We start from the raw sequence: 22,887 nt of genomic DNA, 5'->3' as shown, positions 1-22,887 counted from the left end.
GTTCGCCCGACGCGGGCGCATGTTGGTGGCCCGAACGCTGGACAATCTCAGCCAGACTGGACGTCGCTGTGCCTAGTCGGTCACGCGATCGTTGCGCTGTCGACTGCTTCGACGAGCGGCGCGATTTCCGACGCTCTTGCGTGTTGCCCATTTAACAGCCCTCCACGGTGGGTACCGATGGTGATTGTCGCGCCATTTCTATACTCGTTATGTGTGGATGAATATAGTTGTTGTGTTCATTAATGTTCGTGCTAACCATAACCCACCCGTGATTGGGCATCGAGTGAGAGGTGTCGTTGTAATCACTTCCCGTCGACCGCCAGACCAGGTCAGCGATCGGCGAGACATAGTGACAACACCCATGAGACGACAACACCCCAATATTTATCTGATAAACAAATCAGCAGAATATAATGAACGGTCCCGGCCGCAAGCATCTGGTTGCCGAGTTGGGAAGAATCGAGCGAGTGCTCGACGCAGCCAAGCAAGCCTACAAGGAGCACGGCCAGCTATTTGCCGTCGAGACGGAATCGAGCGGCGAAAACCCCGACTATCGTGTGCCCCAGAACCTCTTCTCATCGTTTACCCCACAGAAACGGCAGAAGACAACGATCACAGACGAGGCATCTACTCACGCCGACGAACCGGACACCCCCAGCGAGCTGTTCGATGAGATGGCACAGAACATCGAACAACTCGTTCAAACCACACACTTGAACCAGGATACTCTCCTTCATCGACTCCGCACTGCGTTCTCACTCTCGAGACGCGAGATGGACGCCCTCCTGTTGGCTGCCGCTCCCGAATTCGACGAACGAGTGCTCTCGGTCTATGGACTCCTTCGAGATCGAAACACCGGCTCGACGCTTACCTACGGCCTGCTTGAAGAGCTGCTCACCTTTATGGGACACGAACCAGTTGCCACTCCCGACCAGCCTGGCTCGCCACTCACGCGCGCCTCACCGCTGTTCGAACAGGGGTTCCTCCGCATCGTCGAAAATACCGGGGTCGAACTCACTGCTAGCAACTACGTCGTCGTCGACGAACGTATCATCAACTATCTCAAAGGCGACGATAGTCTCGATCCGAAGCTAGGAGGGCGAGTCAGCCTCGAGTATCACGACCGCTCGCTCTCTGATCTCGTCTTCGACGACACCACAACCACTAGCCTGGCGACCATCCACGCCCGCAGTCGCGCCACCGACCGGCCAACAATCTTCTATTTCTCCGGCGAGGATGGCACCGGCAAAGACCGCCTTCCCGGTGCACTCACCGATCCCGAGATGCCGATCCTGCGAACTGACGCAGCTGATATCCTCCATGACGAAGCACTCACTACCCGGCTCATCCGCGAAGCCATCCTCCAGGAAGCAGCCATCCACCTCGAGGGACTTGAGGCGGTCACAGGCGACGGGGAAAGCCCGACGATCAACGAGGACGACGGCGGCCTCGAGATCACCACCGACGACGGACTCACGATCGACGAACTCGTCGAACGGCTGGACGACGCCCCCGGCGACGTCTTCCTCTCGCACACCGACGAGTGGAAACCCGACGTCGACCTCGCCGACCATCGCGTCGAGACCGCACACTGTCCGTTCCCCGACTACGACACACGCCTCGAGATTTGGGAGGAGTACCGCGAGGAAGTCGCCGACGAGTACCTCACCGAGAACGTCGCCACGAACTTTCGCCTCCCCCAGCGCGATATCCGCCGGGCGGTCACAACAGCCCGATACCTCTGTCGGACTGATGCAGACGCCGAGGCCCTTGAGGAACTGGACGTGCCCGACCTCGAGAAGACCGACGACTTCAGCGACGGCGAGGACGTGTTTGCCCCCGTCGACGGCGCACTCGAGCGCGACCATCTCTACGAAGCGTGTAAACGGTACTCGGCGAGTAACCTCGAGGCCCTCGCAGAGTCGATGGAACCGGGCTACGCTTTCGAGGATATCTACCTCAACGACAAACCCAAGACCCACTTGCGGGAACTCTGTGGACATCTCCAGTATCGGGGCCAGGTCACGAGTGAGTGGGGCTTTGGTGAGCCCGGCGATCGGGGCGACGGCGTCGTCGCGCTTTTCTACGGCCCACCCGGCACCGGGAAGACGATGGCTGCCGAGATCATCGCCACCGAAACCGGCCTCGATCTCTACCGGGTCGACCTCTCCCAGATCGTCAACAAGTACATCGGTGAAACTGAGAGCCGACTCGCGGCACTGCTCGAGGAAGCCGAACGCTCAAACGCCATCCTGCTGTTCGACGAGGCTGACTCGCTCTTTGGCGAGCGCACCGACGTCGGTGATTCGACCGACCGCTACGCCAACAACGTGACAAACTTCCTGTTGCAGCGCCTCGAGGCATTCGACGGCATCGCGTTGCTGACAACGAACAAGCGCTCGGGGATCGACCCGGCGTTCAAACGCCGGATCGCCCACTCGATCAACTTCGATGTCCCCCAAGAGCGTATCCGCCGGCGCATCTGGCGGGAGATCTGGCCCGACGAGGCCGACGTTGACACCGCCAACTTCGACTACGAGTACCTCGGTTTACTCTCGCTGACGCCCGCGGTCATCCACAAGGTCGCAAAATACGCCGCCTACATCGCTGCCACCGAAGCCCACGACGGCCATCCCCTCGAGGAGTCGGCTGCCGACCTCGCGGACGTGGCGATTACCTTCGATCACGTTGTCCTCGGGTTGCAGTACGCTGAGGAGGCCGGTGGCGTCGCCATCGAAGGGGAGTTCTTCCAGTACGAGGAGAANGGTGTCGGTGAGGACGATGCCGAGATCGATTCAGGCCGGTCCAAAGAAGCCGGAACCGAGCCCACGCTGGCCGACAACAACGGGACAACCACCGACACGCCCTCGAACGCCGCAATGAGTAGTGATGGCGCTGCCGATGACGTGTCTGCGGTCGATACTGAACCCGGTGAGTCCACGGGAGAACCGGATACCGAACTCGGCGGGCCCACGGGCGAACCGAATACCGAACTCGATGACGCCCCTATGAGTGACTCGGAGACCGAACCAGATGACGCTGACACCGCCACCCAAGACGTGGATACAGCCGACGCCACCACAAACTCTGTTTCCGACTCCGGTATCGCTCCTACTGGCCTTGCGCCAGAGGCAATCGTCGAACGGTTCTACGACGGCATCGACACCAAGAATCTCCAGGCCGTCCAGGCGCTGTATCACTCCAGCACAGCCGTCGACGAACTNCACCTGAACGACGCCGCAATCGTTACCTCGCCGCGACGCACTACGGACGAAGCGGATCGCATCGTCCTCGAGTTCGAGGAGGAATCAACTTCCCATCGCATTCCGATGGTCTTCGAACTCAGAACTGACGACAGCGAGTGGCGGATTTACTCGATCGAACACGGCGACCCTGTGGCACTCGACGACACGGCGTGACGCTGCCGATTGCGACGACTNTTACTCGATCGAACACGGCGACCCTGTGGCACTCGACGACACGGCGTGACGCTGCCGATTGCGACGACTTGCCTGTGTCGACCGGACTCGAGTGTTGCTGTGTGCTCGCACCCAGTTCGACCCGATCGCGATTCCAAGTCGGCTATGAACCGATGTTCTGGTTCAGTTCATACTGCCGGACAGAAGTCGGTCGCGAAGTCGCAGCCGTTCCCGAAGGTGGCGGCCACAGTAGCGCGACCGGTCTTCGACTCGTTCTGTCCGACAGTANAGAAGTCGGTCGCGAAGTCGCAGCCGTTCCCGAAGGTGGCGGCCACAGTAGCGCGACCGGTCTTCGACTCGTTCTGTCCGACAGTATGAGGTGCGTACTGCTTTGGTCGTGTGAACTTGTGGTTCGTACTGTGAGAAAGGAACCCGAAGTGATTCATTTTTGTCGGTGATCGCCCCGTCGTCCCGTCGTCTTGTTTTCTTGTCGCCACGTCGCCTCGTCGACTGCGACCTCATACGGTTCGCTGTAAGTCTGTACCGGTGCAACCACAGGGCGGGTCGCGGTTGCGCCGGTACACAGTTACAGCAATCCGCCTCAGTCGTTCGCACCTGGCGTGTTTGGACCTGCGTCTGCTGGTCCTGGCCCAGCCGATCCGGTTGGTTCGGACGGCCCTGGCCGCTGTTCGGACCCAGTCGCCATCTGACTGGCGGACAATGAGGTCTTGTTAAACACGTTCAGTCCCGCTTTGAACACAGCGAGCAGGACCGGACCGAGGAACAAGCCCATGATGCCCAGCAGGTAGATTCCGCCGATGACACCGACGATGACGACCGCAGGGTGGAGCCCAGAGTCCCGATCGACCACGTACGCCCGGAGGTAATTATCGACCAGCGAGAGAACGGTGATGCCGTAGAGCAACAGCACGACCGCACTCACTGGACTCGCGGTCATCAGCAGGTAGCCCACGGCAGGCCCCCAGACGAGCCAGACGCCGATCGCCGGCAGGAAGGAGACGATGATCATGATCACGGTCCAGAAGGCGACGTTCGGGACGCCGAGCAGGTAGAAACCGAGTCCACCGAGCAGTCCCTCGATCACCGCGACGAGGACGTGGCTCTTGATTACGGCCCAGGTCACGACGTTGATCTCGGTGAATAGCTCCTCGCGGATGTGATCTTTGAGCGGGACGACATCACGGAGCCAGGCGACGAAGGTATCGCCGTCGGCGAGCAGGTAGTACAGCAAGAAAATGAACACGAGCAGCCCGATTCCCATCTCGATCCCGCGGTTGAGGAGACCAACGAATTCGAACAGGGCGAGCTCGAGTGCGCCCGCGACGGAGTCTTCGAGTTCCTCGATGACGGCCGTTTCGAGTGACTGAATCTGTTCGGTGTCGATACCGAGATCGTCCTCTGCGATCGTTCGGAGGTCTTCGATGGTGCCAGCGGCGTCAAACCCAACGAGAAACGAGACGACGGTATCGAGAACGATCAGGGAGACAAGCAAGAGCGGGACGATAGCACCGACGACGGCGACAACGGTCAACAGGAAGGCGCTGACCCGCGTTCCGAGTTTGGGTTCGAGTCGTTCGTACGCCGGATAGAGGATGAACGCGAGGAGGGCAGCGCCCATCACGTACTGGAGCAGCGGTGCGACCATCAGGGTGGCAATTGCGCCAAGGACGAGGAGGAGGAGGGCGAAGGCGGCAGTTCGAACGTCCATGGCGCTACGTGATCCGTCTGACATGTAAGTCTTGGTATTTTGTAACGGGTGAGAAAACGATGAAAACGTAGAGAGATTGAGCGAACTACGCCGAGACAGCGTCGTCAGCGGACTCAAGCTCCTCGAACAGCGTTTCGGTAAGTTCGCCCGTTTCGTCGAGAATATCGTCCCAGGCCTCGTTGTCTGGCGCAGTGCCCAGCAGGTGGGCAATCTTCATAATCGAGACGTGGTAGACGCGCTGGCGACCTGGTTCTTCCTCCCAGATGATTACGTTGCAGGGAAACAGCCCGCCGATCCGGTTGGTCTCGTCAAGCGCCTTGTTCGCGATTTCGGGATTACAGGCACCGAGCACGTAGTAGGGATCTCGGTCCGCATCGATCTTCTCGTTCAGCAGTTCGGCTGGCGAGAACTCAACTGGGATCCCGAAGCCGCAGTCGGTACAGACCTCTCGGACGAACTCGACCGCCTCCTCGTGGTCCATCTCGAGTACGGTCTGTTTTTCGCCGTAGGCCTCCGGGTCGATCGTTGCCGGATCGAAAGGAAGTGACATACAGGCAATTCGCACTCGGCGATGAAAAGCCGTTGGGTCCGACAGGTGTGAGACGGTGCTGGCTACAGCGGTATCGGTACCCACTCGAGTACCCCGAGGAACAGGTTCGGATCGAACAGCGGGTCGTGAAGGACGAGCCAGTCCAGGAGAACGAGGCCGACGCCGTGGGCGATGACGGAGGGGAGGATCGAGTTCGATTTGTAGTCCACTGCACCGAAGAGGACGTCGGTCGGCCCCGAGAGCAGGAACTCGATGGGCGGCTTCGAGGCGTGGTGGATCATGTAGACGATGGGGCTGATGAAGACCGCCTTGAAGCCGATATCCTTGACGCCGACACAGAGTAGTCCACGGTAGTAGGTTTCGGCGGCCAGCGCGAGCATGAACAGCTGAAACGCGTGCGGGATGAACTCGCTGGGCGCGGTCGAGGTTTCCCACATCGGGTAGAACTCGCGGATCGTCGGCAGCGTCGAGCCGACGAGGTAGAAGGGGAGGACGAACATCGAGAGCAAGACCGCGTTGCGGACGGCGACCCGGTTGATATTCCAGCCGATGTGACGGCCGTGTGTCAGGCCAAGTGTGAGCGGACCGCCAATCAACAGGATACTGTCGACGACGACGCGACGGTCAAGCTCGCCGGGGACGTAGTGCATCCACAGCAGCGTGAGCACCGCGCCGGTCAGCAACGACTTCTGAAACCAGGAAAGGCGATCCGTCTGGTCGCGAACCCAGCCGAGCAGGCCGGCGAAACGCCGGTCATCCTCGGTCGCCACGAGTCGTTACTCGTCCGCGGTCGGGACCGGGCCGGTTCCGATCACGTCGCGCACGTGAGACTCGAACTCCTGGCGGCGCTGGAAGTACGTCTCGTCGACCGACTCGAGTACCGTCGAGAGTTCGACTGGCCCCTCGGGCGTGCGGATGACGCTGTCGCCTTCCAGGCGGTCGACCTCGCTGCGCTCTTTCGGCCAAGTCAGTCGCGAACTCACGCGAGCGAGCGGGGCACCCTCGACAGGTACGTGCTCGCCGAGTTCGACGGCCGACTCGGAATCGTCCTCGTCACTCATGGACGGAGGTTTGCAAGCGCGTTGATTCAAGGTTTCGCTTCCACGCGCGGCTCGGAGCGATGCTCGTGACCCTACAGAGACACGTCAATCCATCCGTGATAACACTATAAGGAACCTCCATCGAGAGATAGTGCTATGGCAGCGACGGGTGCTGATCTCTTCATCGAAAGTCTCGAATCGTACGGCGTCACAAACTTGTTCGGCAATCCCGGCACCACCGAGCTCCCGCTCATGCAGTCGCTCGTCGAGAGCGAACTCGAGTACGTACTGGGGTTGCACGAGGACGTAGCGGTGGGGGCGGCGGCGGGGTATGCGATGCGGCGGCGGCATCACGCGAACGAAGCGGCAACTGGTACTGCTGATAGCGATGCTGACGACATCCTTCCCCTCGGCGTCGCGAACCTCCACCTCGCCGGCGGACTGGCACACGGGTTGGGGAACCTCTACAACGCGGATGTCTCGGGCGCGCCGCTGCTGCTCACGTCGGGGACCCACAGCCGAGACTACCAGCAGGAGGAGCCGATCCTCAGCGGTGACCTCGTCGAGATGGCCGAACCGTTCACGAAGTGGAGCGCCGAGGTGAAACACGTCGACGCGCTGCCGACGATGGTTCGCCGGGCCGTCCGGACCGCGCTGACGCCGCCGACGGGGCCGGTCTTCCTTTCGATCCCGGTCGATGTCCAGACGGAGGAGACGACAGCCTCACCGGAGCCGCTCGGTCGGATTCCGACGGCGGGCCGCGGTGACGAGGCGGCGATTCAGGAGGCAGCCACAGTCCTCGCCGAAGCGGACGAACCGGTGTTCGTCCTCGGCGACGAGGTTGGGCGCAGCGGCCCCGACGCGATCGAAGCCGCGGTCGAACTCGCCGAATCGACGGGGGCACGCGTGCACAACGAAGTCCTCGCCTACGAAGTGAACTTCCCGACGGACCACGACCAGTGGCAGGGTGTCCTCTCGACGAAAGCGCCCAGCTCGGCGGCCGCGATGGACACCGACACGCTCGTCTTCGTCGGCTGTTCGACGAATACGACAGTGACGCGGCCGACGACTCAACTCGTGCCTGACGAAGCGACGCGGGTCCACATCTCGCCCGACGCGTGGGAACTCGGCAAACACTCCCCAGCAGAAACTGCGGTGATCGGCGACCCCGCGGCCGTCCTTGCGAACCTCGCTGCTAGTGTCAGCGACGCCATCGACGATAGTGAACGCGAGCGTCGACTCGAGTCCGTCCGCGACTGGGCGAACGGACACGACACCGATCCTGCCCCCGAAACGATCGATGGGACGCTGACGAAGGCAGGGCTCGCACGGGCGTTCGACAGCGTTGCACCGGACGCGCTGGTGGTCAGCGAAGCGATCACCGCGTCGCCCCCGCTGTTCGACGAGTTCGAGTTCGAGGCCAACCAGTTGCTGGGCACGAAAGGCGGTGGCCTCGGCTACGGACTGCCGGCCAGTGTGGGCGCTGCGGTCGCAGAGCGGGAGGCTGGCGGTGACCGCTCGGTCCTCGGCTACGTCGGCGACGGCTCTTATCTCTACTACCCACAGGCGCTGTACACGGCGGTTCGAAACGACCTCGACCTCACTGTCGTCGTCCCCGACAACCGCAACTACCGGATTCTGAAGGAGAACACGGCGAACCTGCTCGGCGGCGAGGCAGACGAGTACGACTACGTCGGCTTCGACTTTGAGCCGCCCGTCGACATTGCAGCGAGTGCCGCCGCCCACGGTGCGACGGGAGTGACCGTCGAGGAGCCAGGGGAACTCGAGTCGGTACTCAAGGAGGCACTCACGACGGCGGGACCTGCGGTTGTGGATGTGCCAGTGATCGACGAGTGACGGGTGTCTGGTGTCTGGTGTCTGGTGTCTGAATTACGAGGAGGTGACTGATCGGCGGCGGAGATAGTCTTTTGTCGCTGATATATGTCTGACGTATCGTTTTGTGCTGGGAACACGAACGACCCAGCATGACAAGCCTGACGGAGGCATATCAGGGGAACGCACGGGAGGTGACGAGCCTCCGGCGGCTGTACGCGGGAACCGCCCTCGTCCTGCTCGGTGCGACGCTTGCAGTGGTCGCTGTGCTCGTCGCGACGACAGACTTCTTTGCTGATCTCGCGATCGGCCTCTCCGAGTGGGGGATGGACGATCAGTACGCGGTCGTCCGCGTCGCCGGCGTGCTCGCGGGAATTGGTGTTCCAGCCGCACTCGTGGGCGTCTTCATCGTGCTCCCGGCGAGCCGTCGCGTTCGCGCCGCCGCTGCAATTAGTGCGAGTCTCTGTTTACTCGGGGTCGTCCTCTTTTGGCACGCCTATCCACAGCGCTGGCGGTTCGGAAGCGATCAGCTCACGCTCGAAATCTCCGCCATCTACCTGCTCGGGCTCTTCATCGCCCTCTGGTGTCTGTTCGTCGCCGTTGTCAACTTCAAGACACGGAACGACCCTGGTGGTATGCTCGAGATGAACGTGACCCGACACAACCAGACCGTCGTCGAAGTCGACGAGTCGACGGATACCGGCGGCTTCGGTGGTATTGGCTTCCTCGGTGGCACACCCGACGGTGACGTTGAGACGCAGACGAACGCCTCGAGCGGGGACGATACCGACGACGAGAACACGACCGTCTCTGGCAGACAACCTGACGCAGCCACTGGCGACTCGACGTTCTCCTACAGCGAGTCACAGTCGACCACGAGCCGCACGCAGTCGAAATCACAGTCGAACGCCTCCCGCTCCGGACTCGGCGGGCGCAGCGCCGTCACCAGCGACGGCGGCTCGACCACCCAGGATATCTCCTCGCCACTCGAGTCCCAGCCGGTCGGCGACGGACGAGATGCCGAGATTGTGACGGATGCGTCGGACGCAGACGAGCCGCCGACCGAGCCGACGGACCGATACTGTGGCAACTGCCGGCACTTCGAGTACGTGCGTTCGTCGTCTGGAATGGTGCCGTACTGTGGTCGCCACGAGCAGGCGATGGACGATATGGATGCCTGTGAGGAGTGGACGCCGAATCGGCGATAGTCGATAGTCGATAGTCGATAGTCGGTAGCCAGTAGACCCGTCGTCTTGCCGGTAAAAAGCGTTAGACTCCGATCGACTGACGCGCCAACTCGAACCCTTCTTGCGGTAGTTGGAAGATGATGATGGCTGCGATGACGAGTTCGCCTGCAGTGACGAGCACCGTCACGAGGTCGGCGCGCTTGCTGCTGACCGTGACACCGACCGGCAGCCCGTACTCCGTCTTCAGGAGTGGGTAGAAGAGCGCAATGCCGCGCTTGCTGCCTGCGATGTCGAGGACGTAGTGGGTCAGGATGCCGACCCAGACCCACTCCAGATTGCCGAAGAGGTACGGAAACGCCATGAACCCGGCGAGCAGCGGGAGGTTGTGCAGCGTCTTTCGGTGCTTGCCAAACGCCGTGTCGATATCGGGGACCATTGCCCCAAGCGTGATCGGCACGCCGATAGCGATGATCATTTCGAACGTCTCTAGGCTCCCGGACGGCTCGAGGAGATACCCCAGTCCAATACTCAGCAAGACAGCGTTGAGCACGTGCCCCTTCTTGTTCATTACCAGCAACTGGCGACCGGACCGCCGAATAGCTTTCTGTCGTGACTCTCAGCTTGTGGTAGCTGTTCGTATCAGGTCGCGTCGGGTCATCGTCACTCCGTCGACTCGGGATCGACCGCCTCGGGATACTGGTGTTCGACTGCGCTGAGGAGATCCAGCAGCGCCTGATCGACGGTCTTGGCCCGTACGTCCGCTCGGTCGCCGTCGAACTCGTAGCGTGAGACCGTCGCGTACGAGGAGTCGCTTCCCCAGGGGCCGGCGTAGGAAATGGCGATATACACCGTTCCAACCGGTTCGTCCTCGGTGCCGCCAGTCGGCCCCGCAACGCCGGTCGTCGCGATTCCCCAGGTTACGTCTGTCACGTCACGGACGCCGCGGGCCATCTCGCGCGCGACCGGCTCCGAGACCGCACCGTGCTCGTCGAGTGCCTCGCGGCTCACACCGAGGTGGCGGCGCTTGGCGTCGTAGGCGTAGGTCGTCAGCCCCGAATCGAAGTAGTCACTCGCACCCGGGACCGCGGTGATCGCCGCGCCGATCAGCCCGCCGGTACAGGACTCGGCGACTGCGAGGGTTTCTTCAGTCTCTCGTAGGGCATCCGCGACGTCCATCGGGAGGGTACGGTCGATGTCGTCGTTCATGGTTGGCACGAGGAACGCCAGGCTTGTCAAGGCGCGGTCTTCGACGGTGGGGGTGGCTGTGGCTTCCCGAGTGAGCACGGGAAGAACGAACAGACCGAACGGGCCGAATAGACCGAACGGAAAGAACAACGGTACCAGCGTGCACACACTCTCCTATGGACACGGAGTACGAGACGCCGCTTTTCTTCCACGTCATGGAGTACGCCGCCAATGCCGATACCGACGTGATCGACATGATCAGTGGCAACCCCGACTGGGAGCCGCCCGAGGCGCTTCGCGCAGGCCTCCACGAGTACGCCGACGGCGACTCTGACCAGTTCCAGTACCCACCGAGCGAGGGACTACTCGAGTTACGCGAGGAAATCGCCGAACGACGCGGCGTCGCCACTGAGCAGGTCGTCATTACGAACGGCGCGGGCGAGGCAAACTATCTTGCGATGGCGCGCGCTCTGGAACGTGATCGTGGGAGCGAAATCATACTCACGGAGCCGGTCTACCCCTACTATCCGGGGAAGACGACGATGCTCGGCGGCACGAAAACGTTCGTCGAGACGGCGGCGGACGGACAACTGGACCCCGAAAACGTTCGCGCTGCTGCGAGCGACGAAACGGCCGCCATCGTCGTCAACTCGCCAAACAACCCGACGGGCGCGGTCTACCCACGGGAGACGATCCGCGAACTGGTCACCATCGCCGAGGAGAACGACGCGATCCTCGTCAGCGACGAAGTCTACGATCACTTCGATCACGCCGGGCGCTTCGCGAGCGCACTCGAGTTCGATTCTGATCACCGGATCGTCACCAATGCGTTCTCGAAGTCACTCGCCATCACGGGCTTTCGCGTGGGCTATGCGATTTTCCCGCCGGAGCTCGTCGAGAACGCGAAGAGCCGTCACATGCTAGTGAACGTGGCCGGGAGTCGGCCCTCGCAGTACGCGGTGTTGCACGCACTCCGGGAGACGGGTCCCGACTACTACGAGCAGAACCGGGACCTCCTGCGCGAGCGGGTCGAGACCTTTACTGACGCGTTGGATGCTGCAGGTGCTGAATACACGACACCCCAGGGTGCGTTCTACGTGATGGCACGCTTCGACGGCTACCCGGGGACACTCGAGAACGTCGAGCGACTGATCGACGAGACGGGCGTCGCGGGGATGCCGGGAGAGGCGTTTGGCGACTCCCGTGGGGAGTGGCTCCGATTCGCGCTGGTTTCGCCGCGCGTCGAGGAGGCGGCAGAGCGGCTGGCGCAGTACTTCGAGTGAGTCAGGTACTGTCCGCTACCCACCGCTCCTTGCCCACCACCCTTTATGCTCACCGTCGGTGTCGTCACCCCCAGATCGATGAAGTACAACGAATTCACCGGGCAGGTCCAGCACCGACTCGAGTACGCCCAGATTGGCCAGGCCGTTCGCGCCACTCGTGCCGTCCTGACGACGCTCGGCGAGCGGCTGCCGGAGGGAGAGGCGACGGATCTCGCCAGTCCGCTTCCGATGGAGATCGACCGCTACCTGACGACAGCAGCCCACGGACAGCGCTTTGATTACCAGGAGTTCCTCGACCGGGTCGCGGAGCGAGAAGGCGTCGACAAGTCGGATGCGAACTACCACGCCCAGCAGGTGATGGCCGTCGTTGCGTCGGTCGTCCCGCCGGGGAATATCGAGAAGGTCGATAACGGGCTCCCCGAGGACTTCGACCCGCTGTTCGAACTGGTCGAGACGGCTGACGAACAGGAGACATCCTAACCGCCGTAACTGCACGACCCAGGGCTACTCAGTAACGTACCGGATCGAACCGAGCAGCAAACCCGACCGACCAGCGTGAACACACCCTTCCCGAACACGTCTCTACGCTTATACTGTCGGCCGTTGGAGTTCTCACCATGACCGACCGCGTGCTCGTCCCCTACGACGGGTCAGAGCCGGCGACCGCCGCACTCGAGTTCGCACTCGATGCACACTCTGACGCCGACATCACCGTCCTCTACGTCATTCCGATTCCCGAACTGGACCTCAAGCGACTCGATGGGCCGGATCTCACGCTGCCGGTTTCCGAGCAGGCACGTGAGTACGCGTCGGGGGTACTCGAGGAGGCAGCAGAGCACGCGGCGGCTGCGGATCAGACGGTTGACACCGCCATCGCGACGGGGCGACCGGAGCGACGGATCGTCGAGCGAGCAGGCGAGGGATACGATTATCTCGTTATTGGGGCGCACGGACGACCCCTGGCTTCGCGCGTGTTGCTCGGCAGCGTTGCGGAGCCAGTCGTTCGACGGGCACCGGTGCCGGTGACGGTGGTTCGGTAGCTGAGCCGCACTCGGATCGGGATCGACACATAGCTGACCGAGCACACGGACCGACGAATACTCGTGTGGTCACCCCGAACCGCCTGTCATGAGTGGAATCGATGTCGAAGTCGTCGACGAGGACGACGCGGACACCGCAGCAGACGGTGGCAACCAGGGCGATGCCGACTCGGACAACACCATCGAGGTCACGCCGACCGGTTCGACCGACACCCCGGAGACGGACGCGGACGAAGACCGCACGACCATCGATGTCGAGCCATCCGACGAGCCGATCGACGGCCCCGATTACATCCTCTACGGCGGGAAGGGGGGCGTCGGAAAGACGACCATGGCCGCAGCCACCGCACTCGACAGCGCTCGCGGCGGCACCAGTACGCTCGTCGTCTCCACAGATCCTGCCCACTCTCTCTCTGATACCTTCGAGACGGACGTGCCCGCAGAACCCGGCCGACTGCGCGAGGACATCCCGCTGTACGGTGCCGAGATCGACCCCGAGGCGGCTGCTGAGCGCGGCCAGGCCGTCTTTGGGAGTAATGCGAGTGTAGAAACGGACTCCGAGTGGGAAGATGATGGACTCGGCGACGACGGGCTCGGAGGCAGCAGCAACCCCTTCGGCGGTGACCAGGGCGACCTCGGCGGCATCGGCCAACTCCTCGGCGATGACAACCCCATGGACGCCCTGTTCGGCGGGTCCATGCCAGGTGCCGACGAAGCCGCCGCGATGCAGTTACTACTCGAGTACATGGACGACCCGCGATTCGAGCGGGTCGTGATCGACACCGCGCCGACGGGTCACACCCTTAGACTGCTCCAGCTACCCGAGATCATGGACTCGATGGTCGGAAAAATCCTGCAGTTCCGCCAGCGTATGAGTGGCCTCTTCGAGGGAATGAAGGGGATGTTCGGGGGACAGGACCAGCCGGCAGACCAGACGCCGGATCTCTCCGATCTAGACGAGCTTCAGGAGCGAATCGAACGCCTGCGGGCGGCGCTACAGGACCCGACGCGGACGGACTTCCGAATCGTGATGATCCCTGAGGAGATGAGCGTCTATGAGTCGACGCGACTGCGCCAGCAACTCCAGGAGTTCGACATTCCGGTGGGGACAGTCGTCGTCAACCGTGTGATGGAGCCGCTGTCGAACGTGACCGACGACGTGCGCGGCGAGTTCTTACAGCCGAATCTGGACGACTGTGAGTTCTGTCAACGGCGCTGGGACGTTCAGCAGAACGCCCTTGCGGAGGCCCAGGACCTCTTTCGCGGGCCGGAGGTTCGGCGCGTTCCGCTGTTCGCGGACGAAGTCCGTGGTGAGGGGATGCTCGAGGTCGTGGCGGCCTGTCTCCGGTAGATGCGTGCCCGGCCGGTGCTGGTGCTGGGGCTGGTTCCCACTAGCTGAGAATCGGCTCGGTGCTTGATTTCCCGATTCGACAACAAGCACTTACGCGATGACTCGACTCTCGTCTCAGGATCGATCGATTCTTGCTGTCCTCGACAGCGCACAGCCGGCGACCGTCGCTGAACTTGCAGCCGTACTCGAGTCCAGACCACATCCGATGACGGTCGAACGTCGTTGCCAGGCGTTACAGCAGGCGGGATATCTGAATCGCGGACCTGGTGGTGCGTATCGGTTGACGAGAGCGGGTGCGTCGAGACGGCAGACGGCTGCGGATTGAGGGCGGGGCCCGATACTCGATACTCACGGTGTTCTTTCGGGGACTCGTTTCGTGCCGTCCTTGCTTTGAGACTAGTTCCGTGTTGTCTCGGTCTCGACAGCCGCCTCGGTTTCGAGGTCGGTTGTGCGGTCAGTCTCAGGGTCGCTACCTTCCTCACTGGTTGCCTCTGTGTCTGCTGCGGTTTCGTTGTGTGGCGCATGCTCGTCCGCAGTCACAGCCTTGCTCAGGTCCCCCGATTCGAACTCGCGCTCATCTCCAGCGGCCGGTAACTGGAGTTCGTCGGTCGCACACGAGAGGCAGTAGTGGTTGTGTCCCACGGAATCGGTGTACACCGGCACGCCCGCGAGTGCGAACTCGGTTCGATAGCGCCGAACCATCCCTTTCTCGATTGCTGACTGGCAGGCGACACAGCGTTCAGTACAGTCCTCCTCGGGTCGAATTACGCGCTGGTCGACAGACTGGACGCGGCCAACCGTCGAGGGTGAGTGCCGTCGGTCGAGTCGACGGCGAAAACGTGGGTTGACGAAGATGCCGAGCGCAATGAAGACGAACGAAACTGCCAGCATGAGCGCAGCTAACAGCGCCGCCATACCGGCCAGTCCCTCACCGACAGCGTTCAGGGAGACAGTAAGGGCAGCGAAGAGCCCGAAGCCGACCAGGAGCCAGCCAACGATACCGTAGAGGAGTTCAGAAACGGCGTCAGCGAGTGCAACGACAGCGCTGTTGGAATCGGACATCCGGGTTCTGGTGTCGTTCTACGCACCCAAGTTACGTAATTCTGACGTAAACTCACACCAGCCGCTGAATGAGGCCGTAGGCCGCATCGCGCAGTCGATCCGGCAGGAAGCGGGCGTAGACGCCGTACTGGGCGATTGGACCGACTGGATACCGAGCCGGCGGTTCGGGCGTCGACGCAGCATCGAGAATCGCCGCCGCAACGTCTTTGGGCTCTGAGGCGAACGGGCCACCGGCACCGCTGCCGATCAACTCCGCTTCGTCGAGCAACTCATAGAGCGTTCCGTAGGCCGGCGTCCGCTCGTCTTCAGGCAGTTCCTCGTCGAGACGCTCTGAGAAGTTTGTCTGCACCGGACCGGGTTCGATCAACGTCACCTCGATATCGAATCCCTCGACCTCAGCACGAAGCGAGTCGGTCATCGCCTCGAGTGCGTGTTTCGATCCGGCGTACGAGCCCATCCCCGGCACCGAGATGCGGCCGACCACACTCGAGACGTTGATGATTCGGCCCTCACCCTGGGCGCGCATGTGCGGAAGTGCAGCGCGGGTGAGTCGGTGTGGCCCGTAGACGTTCACGTCGAATTGACGGTGGAGATCTGCTGTGGAGACGTCCTCGAGTGGCCCCGTCTGTGCGTAGCCGGCGTTGTTGACGAGGCAGTCGATTGCGCCGCCGATCTCGACGGTTTGCTCGACGGCGGTGGCGACCTGCTCGGGATCGGTGACGTCGAGTTCGAGTGTCGTACAGCCGGCCTCCGCGAGCTCGGCGATGTCGTCGGTGTTGCGGGCGGTCGCGATGACCTGCCAGTCGCGCTGGAGAAATGCGAGTGCGGTCGCGCGACCGATCCCGGAGGAGCAGCCGGTGATCAGAACGCACTGTTTGCGGGTGTAGCGGTCGTCGGCTGTGGTTGTGCCGGTCTCCGGATCCGTTTCCGTCTCTGGACCCGTCTGTGCGCCCGTGTTCGTGCGCGTATCCGTCTCCCGATTCGTGTCGGCGCTATCGGCCCCGACCCCGTCGGAGTCCGCGGGACGATCGGCTTCCTCAGCGGTGGCCATACGTGACCCGTTCGTGAGACGATACCTAAGTATCGACGGTTTGTCGCGCTCGGTGTATGGTCCGGTTGGGATGACTGTCCTTCTCCCGGACGAGTCATCGCTCAGTCGAGACCCTCTCCTTTGGCCTCGGTGGCATAGGAATCCGCCAATCGTACCGGCTCCGGCAACTTGTAGGTGCCTGCAAGTCCAAGCGCAAGATCAGCAGCCGTCTCCGGACCGACGCGATGGCCGGGGCTCACGTACAGCGGATTGATGTATCGGTTCGGCGAGTCGTACTGCCGCGTCTGCACCGCATAGCCGAGCAGTGTTCCCTCGGGCGCGTCAACCGAGTCATCGGCCTCGATGGCGACGCGCGTGCCTGCAGACAGATTGGCAGTGTCTCCCTGGAGACTGCCACAGAGCAGACTCTTTGCGACCCCGATGCTCGGCACGTCACGGACGACCCCGATGTGCGTCGCAATGCCCGCCTGTCGGAAGTGGATGCGCCCGCTTCCGTCGAACAGGAAGAGATCGGGTTCGACTGCAAGGGACTCGAGTGCAGCCAGAATCGCACCACCTTCGCGAAACGAGAGGAGGCCGGGTATGTAGGGAGTTTCGAGGGTGGTGACGGCGTGGACGCGTTCGACGACCTCGCCGCTGCGCATGGCGACGACGGCGCTCAGGGCGCGGTCCTGGTCGCCTGCCTCGTTGGTGAGGAACGATTGATCAATGCCGACGACAGTGGGGTTGGGTGTGTGGTTGTCGTCGAGGCTGTTGTTGGTCTCGTCGTTGGCAGCAGCGTCGCCAGTTGTCGTCGTCGCAGCGCTTGCGGCCAGCGGATTGGTCAGCGGTTCGGGGTCGAACCTGAACTCATCGTCAAACACCGCGGCGTCGGCGATGTCATGCTGCAGCGCTTCCATCTCTGCGCGGCCAAGGGACGGGTCTGGCGCGAGGTCGGGTCGTGGCTGCGATGTGTGGCGGGGAGCGGTCATTGATACGGGTGGTACGGGCGGACGAAAATAGGCATTGGGTTGAGGGTATCATAGAACAGTTCGCATGTCTTCTCTGCAACTATCCGGCGAACGAAAAGTGCAGGCGGAGAAGTGTGCACTCACCGCGAGCGAACGGAGTGAGCGAGCGGGCCAAGGAGTCCCTCGAAGCCGCGCCACGGCGCGGCTGAGGAGGTGACGCCGTGCTTTTCATCAACGTTTTGCCGAGCGACCGAGCGATAGCGACGGAGCGCAGAGAAAAAGGTTGGCACATGTAGTGTGCGGATGGTTCATCGTTTTCGATGTGAAACAAACGAAGTCGACGTGCTGTACTAATGCTCCATATTCAGCAGCCAACTCTTGTTGTCTGCCGAGGATTTCTACAGGCGGAACAGGCCGAATGCCTCGGGGTCGTACGGAAATATTAATGATCAAGATAACTTTTGCAAATATGGACTGAGGAACTGGTCGATCCAGGACTTGACGAATCCAAGTCGATCGGTGAGGGTGTTGAAGAGACGGCGAGCGAGAGTGCGGAACGCGCTCTCGCTCGCCACGACGATTGGTGAAGCATTCCGTTTGAGCACTTTCCAGACCTGCTCGATTGGATTGAGATGCGGTGAGCCGACCGGAAGAAAGACGAGATCAATACCGAGCTGATGTGCTCGCTTGCGCGTGTGTTCACAGATGTGAGGTGCACGACTGAGGTACTGGACAGCACGCTTCTAGCAGTGGGTAATCTCCAGAAAACTACGGCAAGTCCTTCTCTCCCGAAGAATTATCTTGGCAAACGTGGTTTGTTTAACCAGCAGAATTCCCATAGGTGAATATAGAGGCTGCAGCACAACAGTCGCGTTCTATTCGTGCTGAGTCGATTGAATCTACGGTATGAGTGAATCTGCCAAGGTACCGGAGAGAATATCGTAATTCACTCTAATAGTCGTCGTATGAGCGATGTGAAAATACGGGAACTTGAGTCTGAATCAGAGTGGCTGGGCGCATTCCCTGTGATAAAGCAGTTACGCACGCATCTCGACGAGGATCAGTATCTCAGTTATCTCGAACAGATGACCGCCGACGGCTATCGATTGTTCGGCCTGTTCTCGGATGATGATCTCGCCGCGGTTGCGGGAGTGGATATTTTGACCAATATGTATTACGGGCGGCACTTGTGGGTGTTCGAGTTGGTCACCGATGCCGACCATCGGTCGAGGGGATTCGGAGAACAACTCTTCCGGTACCTCGTAGAATGGGCCGAAAACAAAGGGTGCGAGAAAATAGCCCTGTCGTCCGGACTACAACGAGACGAAGCGCATCGCTTCTACGAGAATCGTGTGGAGATGGACAGGGCGAGTTACGTCTATACGCAGGATCTACACTGATTCGGTGGCCTATGGGTGTCCTGTGGTGAGTATTCTGTGTGTCCGCTGTATCGATTCACTATCCAGTACACCACACATACTGGCAGCTGATCGACAGGCGGCTACACTAGAGCGCTAGCAGCACTACCAGCACCGTCAGCACCGCCATGAACGACAACAACACCAATCGCTGTGTCTCATTCCGACCCAACAGCATAGTCTCGGTCCGCTTGCCGTTCCAGAAACGAATCTCTGAACGCTTCTCCCTCTGCAAGCGTCATTCCAGCTGCATCGTCGGCTTCGTTGCGCTCGGAGTCGTCCGCGACAAACACTTCGGTCTCGACCGACGGTTCCTGTGGCTGCCACATCGTAACCCAGACCGCGAACTGTTTGGTCTCAACCGCCCCAAATTCCGCTTCAACCCATGTGTCTGTCTCGGGGTACCGAACCCTGAGACCGTGCTTGGTCTCGGGCTCCGTCTCGTCGGGAACCACCATGTACTGCGACGGCGGTGTGGTACCGGGAATTGCTGATTCCTCCGACCCGAACGGTGGGAACTTGTAGACTGTCTCACTGACTCGTTCATCCCCGATATCGAGGTGGACCTCGATCCGCTGTTCCTGCACACGGTTGTTGGTGAGCATCAGATACAGCAATCGCTTTGGCTCGGCGTCGTCCGTTCCCGTGAGACAACCGCCGACGCCTGCGGTCGCCCCCGCCACAACGGTGGCTAGCACCGCTCGGCGAGAGTGTCTGTGGGACATGTCTCCACCTGCTCATGTAACCGTCATAATAGTTTCTTACCCCGATTCGTCGGTGATTCATACCCATACCATCTCGACCCGCGAGCACGCCATTGTGGGCACGTCTGAACCCAAGGTATGCGATTACGCTTCGACGGTGCGCTCGCCGGAGCGCGAGGCAGGCCGGGCACGTCTGAACCCAAGGTATGCGATTACGGGTTTGCCACACGAGTAACTGTTCGTGGAACTATAGTAACAACTGCAACTAGTTACACACTGATCGCACAGCTGCCGGGCGATCAGGTGTGCAGTGACTTGTAGTGGCTACTATAGCTCCCTATGAACGCGTCCGAGTCAGTATGGGAATTTGCGATCACAGATCAAATCAAATTCGACACGGAACGCTCGACGAGTTGGGAGACCAAAGAGCTGCGCCTGAGCGATAGCAAACCGTACTCAGTGGCCGCCGTACTCCGTGTGAAACTGCCCAACAAGCGTCTTCGTCGCTCGCTTTTTCTCACCGTCGGGAACGTACACGAACGGAATCGGCGTGTCGAACGCCCGCTCACCGTACAGGCCCCAGTCACCGACCGAGCGGGTCGTTCCACCGTAGGCGATCGGAATATCCCGCAACTCGCCCGGCTCGTACTCCGGGACGTACGAACGCTCGATCCAGACCTCGTGGGTCGGCACGTCCAGCTCCGACGCGAGCAACTCCTCGAGTCGCGTCGCGTTCCCGATGAGCCACTGGCCGAACGCCTCCCGGTCTGCATCCACGCGGTCCGCATAGGCGATTCGGTGTTTCCAGCAGGTTTTGTGAAAGCGCCGCGTCCGGAAGCGGTCGTACAGCGCCGCGAGCGTCGACTCCGGATGCTCGCGAGCCGTCTTCCGCAGGCGCTCCATCAGCGTGTTATCGTCTATTTCCTCGCCGATCACCTGGTCGATCGTCACCGGCCGTACCGCGGTGAGCGAATCCAGTTCCTCAAGCATCGCTCGGAGCAACACGTTCGCGTACACTGACTTGTGGTGTTGGGTGACCCACATGTACAGCGCGATTCGGCCCTCGAGATAGTTCCCAATGGTGCTCAGGGCCTTCTCCGAGAGCGCAAGCCCCTCCTCCGGGTGGGCGGTGTAGGCGTCGACCATCCGGCTCGTATCGAAGCTCAACACGTCAGCGCCGGTCATCCGGTTATCTCGCGTGATGTAGTCTAGCCGGTCGACGTCGATCGGCGAGTGTAGCAGTTGCGCCCCGAGGCCGTACTGCCAGGGGCCGCCGCGTTCGAAGACGAGACTGTAACCGAGCACGTAGCCACAGACCTCGTAGGGATCGACACCGAGCGCCTGCAGCGCCTCGCCAAACTCCTTGATGATGATGAGGCAACCGAGCAGTTCGTGCGAACTCGCCGTTTGAATCGCACTCTCGTCGAGTCCTGCCTCCACAAACGCACCAACGAGTCCCGCGTCCTCGAGTCGATCGTATAGCTCCTCCCGATCAAGAAACTGCTCCGCCAGATGCGAAAACGGCGGGTGGCCGACGTCGTGGAGCAGGCAGGCGCACTCGAGTGTCCGCTGGATTTCGTCCAGACTGTCGCTGTTGGTATTTCGGGTGAAGTACGACTGCCCGCGGAGCTTTTCGAAGACGGTGCGTCCGAGGTGGTAGACGCCGAGGCTGTGCTCGAAGCGGGTGTGGTTTGCGCCGGGGTAGACGAGGTGGGTTGCCGAGAGCTGGCGGACGTACCGCAGGCGCTGGAATGCGCGGGTGTCGACGATGCGGTCGACCAGCGGCTGGTCGAGTTCGATATAGCCGTGGACTGGGTCTTTGATCTGTGTGGCCATAGGTGGTGAGCGTGCCGCTGGCGGGACAACGGCGAGAGATGTGGAGACAACGTGGGCACCCTTTCTGGCACTTTCGGTCTGTGTCAGTACTGCGGTGGTGTGCTGGTGTCGGAGCAGATTGTTCGCTTCGCTCTCTTCGGTCGTGTCACACTCAACACACTCACTGGCTGATCCACACCACTCACTGGTTGCGCTGTCGGCCCAGATGGTGGACCCTCGGGAGATTCCAGCTGTACGTCACCGCAGCTAACCGGGTCACCACGGTCACTGCCGCACAGACCACGGCGGCGAGCCCTTCGGCACCGCCGACCGTTCCGACGAGCCAGTAGGCGCTGCCGCCCAGAACCGCACAGCTCGCGTAGAAATCCTCGAAGAGGATGAACGGGGCACGATCGAGGAGGATATCCGCGAACGCACCGCCGCCGACGGCGTTGATCGTTGCGATCGCGACGACGCCGAACGCGGAGACGCCGGCCGCTGTCGCGACGATCGCACCGGTCGTCGCGAAAGCAGCCAGCCCGATTGCGTCGGAGACGATGGTGACTGGATGCTGTTCGGGTGACGACAGAACAACGCTCAGCGCGATTGCCAGCCCAACGCCGAGCAGTCCCAGACTGATTTCGATCGGTGACTGGAGCGCCAGCGGGACGCGCGTGACGAGCAGGTCGCGGGTGATGCCACCGGCGAACGCCATCGCCAGGCCGACGATGGCGATTCCAAACACGTCGAACTCCTCGCGGATGGCTTTCGACGAGCCGACGAGGGCGAACGCGACGAGTCCGATGGTGTTCATAACGGCGAACGGATCGCCGAACAGTACCGTGATGGCGTCCTGACTCACTGCTCTCGCCTATGGAGAAGAGTCTCTTGAGTGCTCCGTCTCACATCGCCCCTCCGCTGTACCCTAACTGAGGTGAGACGCGGTAGCTGACCAACCTGTACTGATCGGTCGGTAGTGATTCTGACAGCGCAAAGACAGTCCCGCCGATCGGCGAGAGCACGGCGGGCACTGTCGCTCGGGGATCTGGTTGCCGGGACGCGTTCACGAACGCGGGGCTCGGGACAATCAACACGGTAGCAGATTCTGTTGTCGTGGGAGAGTACACGCCTCAATCGTCACCGTCGTTGTATTGCTCCTCCATGGGATAGCTATTTAGAGAAGAGCGTGTCATAGAATCCATCTCATAGCTTCTCACAGCCCGGTTCGTTTCCTCGCTCGTAGTTGGTGATTGCAACAACGAGTCGGAGA

At 61.5% G+C, this 22,887-nt stretch carries 22 protein-coding genes and 1 pseudogene; 9 read left to right on the top strand and 14 right to left on the bottom strand.

Features of this window, described 5'->3' with window-relative positions:
- Positions 1-413 precede the first annotated feature (413 nt).
- The gene (locus C482_RS11230) at positions 414-3,419 is read left to right on the top strand and encodes an AAA family ATPase (protein ID WP_006167745.1); all 3,006 of its coding nucleotides are present in this window, start codon (positions 414-416) and stop codon (positions 3,417-3,419) included.
- A gap of 601 nt (positions 3,420-4,020) precedes the next feature.
- Here C482_RS11230 and C482_RS11220 read toward each other — a convergent pair.
- From C482_RS11220 to C482_RS11205, 4 genes are all read right to left on the bottom strand, one after another.
- Positions 4,021-5,148 (bottom strand): AI-2E family transporter, encoded by a 1,128-nt coding sequence (locus C482_RS11220; protein WP_006167743.1) that lies wholly within the window; start codon positions 5,146-5,148, stop codon positions 4,021-4,023.
- Positions 5,149-5,233: 85 nt separating this feature from the next.
- Positions 5,234-5,698 carry a DUF302 domain-containing protein gene (locus C482_RS11215; RefSeq protein ID WP_006167742.1) on the bottom strand — a complete coding sequence of 155 codons (465 nt, stop codon included), beginning with the start codon at positions 5,696-5,698 and terminating at the stop codon, positions 5,234-5,236.
- Positions 5,699-5,760: 62 nt separating this feature from the next.
- On the bottom strand, positions 5,761-6,468 hold the full coding sequence (locus C482_RS11210) for a CPBP family glutamic-type intramembrane protease (protein ID WP_006167741.1): 708 nt from the start codon (positions 6,466-6,468) through the stop codon (positions 5,761-5,763).
- Between the two features lie 6 nt (positions 6,469-6,474).
- Positions 6,475-6,759 carry a DUF5789 family protein gene (locus C482_RS11205; protein ID WP_006167740.1) on the bottom strand — a complete coding sequence of 95 codons (285 nt, stop codon included), beginning with the start codon at positions 6,757-6,759 and terminating at the stop codon, positions 6,475-6,477.
- A 135-nt stretch (positions 6,760-6,894) separates the two neighbouring features.
- Between C482_RS11205 and C482_RS11200 the strand changes: the two genes are divergently transcribed.
- Positions 6,895-8,595: a thiamine pyrophosphate-binding protein gene (locus tag C482_RS11200; protein ID WP_006167739.1), complete on the top strand. Its 1,701-nt coding sequence runs from the start codon at positions 6,895-6,897 to the stop codon at positions 8,593-8,595.
- A 128-nt stretch (positions 8,596-8,723) separates the two neighbouring features.
- Positions 8,724-9,779: a DUF7139 domain-containing protein gene (locus C482_RS11195; RefSeq protein ID WP_006167738.1), complete on the top strand. Its 1,056-nt coding sequence runs from the start codon at positions 8,724-8,726 to the stop codon at positions 9,777-9,779.
- A 61-nt stretch (positions 9,780-9,840) separates the two neighbouring features.
- On the opposite strand, the gene C482_RS11190 is transcribed toward C482_RS11195, so the two are convergent.
- On the bottom strand, positions 9,841-10,326 hold the full coding sequence (locus C482_RS11190; protein ID WP_006167737.1) for a metal-dependent hydrolase: 486 nt from the start codon (positions 10,324-10,326) through the stop codon (positions 9,841-9,843).
- A gap of 92 nt (positions 10,327-10,418) precedes the next feature.
- Positions 10,419-10,964, bottom strand: coding sequence for a CinA family protein (locus C482_RS11185; protein ID WP_049896651.1), 546 nt, complete (start codon positions 10,962-10,964; stop codon positions 10,419-10,421).
- Positions 10,965-11,119: 155 nt separating this feature from the next.
- Between C482_RS11185 and C482_RS11180 the strand changes: the two genes are divergently transcribed.
- The 5 genes from C482_RS11180 to C482_RS11160 all read left to right on the top strand — a co-directional run bounded on the left by C482_RS11180 (position 11,120) and on the right by C482_RS11160 (position 14,942).
- Positions 11,120-12,226 (top strand): pyridoxal phosphate-dependent aminotransferase, encoded by a 1,107-nt coding sequence (locus C482_RS11180; RefSeq protein ID WP_006167735.1) that lies wholly within the window; start codon positions 11,120-11,122, stop codon positions 12,224-12,226.
- Positions 12,227-12,304: 78 nt separating this feature from the next.
- Complete coding sequence (locus C482_RS11175; RefSeq protein WP_049896648.1) at positions 12,305-12,706, top strand: DUF2267 domain-containing protein; 402 nt, start codon at positions 12,305-12,307, stop codon at positions 12,704-12,706.
- Positions 12,707-12,843: 137 nt separating this feature from the next.
- Positions 12,844-13,266, top strand: a complete 423-nt coding sequence (locus C482_RS11170; RefSeq protein WP_006167733.1) for a universal stress protein — start codon at positions 12,844-12,846, stop codon at positions 13,264-13,266.
- Between the two features lie 88 nt (positions 13,267-13,354).
- The gene (locus tag C482_RS11165; protein WP_006167732.1) at positions 13,355-14,617 is read left to right on the top strand and encodes an ArsA family ATPase; all 1,263 of its coding nucleotides are present in this window, start codon (positions 13,355-13,357) and stop codon (positions 14,615-14,617) included.
- A gap of 97 nt (positions 14,618-14,714) precedes the next feature.
- Positions 14,715-14,942: a helix-turn-helix domain-containing protein gene (locus C482_RS11160; RefSeq protein ID WP_006167731.1), complete on the top strand. Its 228-nt coding sequence runs from the start codon at positions 14,715-14,717 to the stop codon at positions 14,940-14,942.
- A 71-nt stretch (positions 14,943-15,013) separates the two neighbouring features.
- Here C482_RS11160 and C482_RS11155 read toward each other — a convergent pair whose 3' ends face one another.
- The 5 genes and pseudogenes from C482_RS11155 to C482_RS20445 form a co-directional block, all read right to left on the bottom strand.
- Complete coding sequence (locus C482_RS11155) at positions 15,014-15,679, bottom strand: hypothetical protein (protein ID WP_006167730.1); 666 nt, start codon at positions 15,677-15,679, stop codon at positions 15,014-15,016.
- A 52-nt stretch (positions 15,680-15,731) separates the two neighbouring features.
- The gene (locus C482_RS11150) at positions 15,732-16,730 is read right to left on the bottom strand and encodes an SDR family oxidoreductase (RefSeq protein WP_006167729.1); all 999 of its coding nucleotides are present in this window, start codon (positions 16,728-16,730) and stop codon (positions 15,732-15,734) included.
- A gap of 101 nt (positions 16,731-16,831) precedes the next feature.
- Positions 16,832-17,701, bottom strand: a complete 870-nt coding sequence (locus C482_RS11145) for an endonuclease V (RefSeq protein ID WP_006167728.1) — start codon at positions 17,699-17,701, stop codon at positions 16,832-16,834.
- Between the two features lie 119 nt (positions 17,702-17,820).
- Positions 17,821-17,970 carry a hypothetical protein gene (locus tag C482_RS21515; protein ID WP_161605599.1) on the bottom strand — a complete coding sequence of 50 codons (150 nt, stop codon included), beginning with the start codon at positions 17,968-17,970 and terminating at the stop codon, positions 17,821-17,823.
- A gap of 159 nt (positions 17,971-18,129) precedes the next feature.
- Positions 18,130-18,390: pseudogene (locus C482_RS20445) on the bottom strand (transposase); the annotation flags it as partial.
- A gap of 255 nt (positions 18,391-18,645) precedes the next feature.
- On the opposite strand from C482_RS20445, the gene C482_RS11140 reads away from it, so the two are divergent.
- Positions 18,646-19,080, top strand: a complete 435-nt coding sequence (locus C482_RS11140; protein WP_006167727.1) for a GNAT family N-acetyltransferase — start codon at positions 18,646-18,648, stop codon at positions 19,078-19,080.
- A 176-nt stretch (positions 19,081-19,256) separates the two neighbouring features.
- Here the strand turns inward: C482_RS11140 and C482_RS11135 are convergent, their stop codons facing one another.
- From C482_RS11135 to C482_RS11125, 3 genes are all read right to left on the bottom strand, one after another.
- Positions 19,257-19,823, bottom strand: coding sequence for a hypothetical protein (locus C482_RS11135; protein WP_152421997.1), 567 nt, complete (start codon positions 19,821-19,823; stop codon positions 19,257-19,259).
- Between the two features lie 435 nt (positions 19,824-20,258).
- A complete protein-coding gene (locus tag C482_RS11130) occupies positions 20,259-21,638 on the bottom strand; it encodes an HD domain-containing protein (protein ID WP_006167725.1) in 1,380 nt (459 codons plus the stop codon).
- A gap of 181 nt (positions 21,639-21,819) precedes the next feature.
- Positions 21,820-22,479: a trimeric intracellular cation channel family protein gene (locus C482_RS11125; protein ID WP_006167724.1), complete on the bottom strand. Its 660-nt coding sequence runs from the start codon at positions 22,477-22,479 to the stop codon at positions 21,820-21,822.
- Positions 22,480-22,887 lie beyond the last annotated feature (408 nt).

It is taken from the genome of Natrialba chahannaoensis JCM 10990 (assembly GCF_000337135.1).
GTDB classification, from domain to species: domain Archaea; phylum Halobacteriota; class Halobacteria; order Halobacteriales; family Natrialbaceae; genus Natrialba; species Natrialba chahannaoensis.
This window is presented reverse-complemented; position numbering and strand designations above follow the sequence as displayed.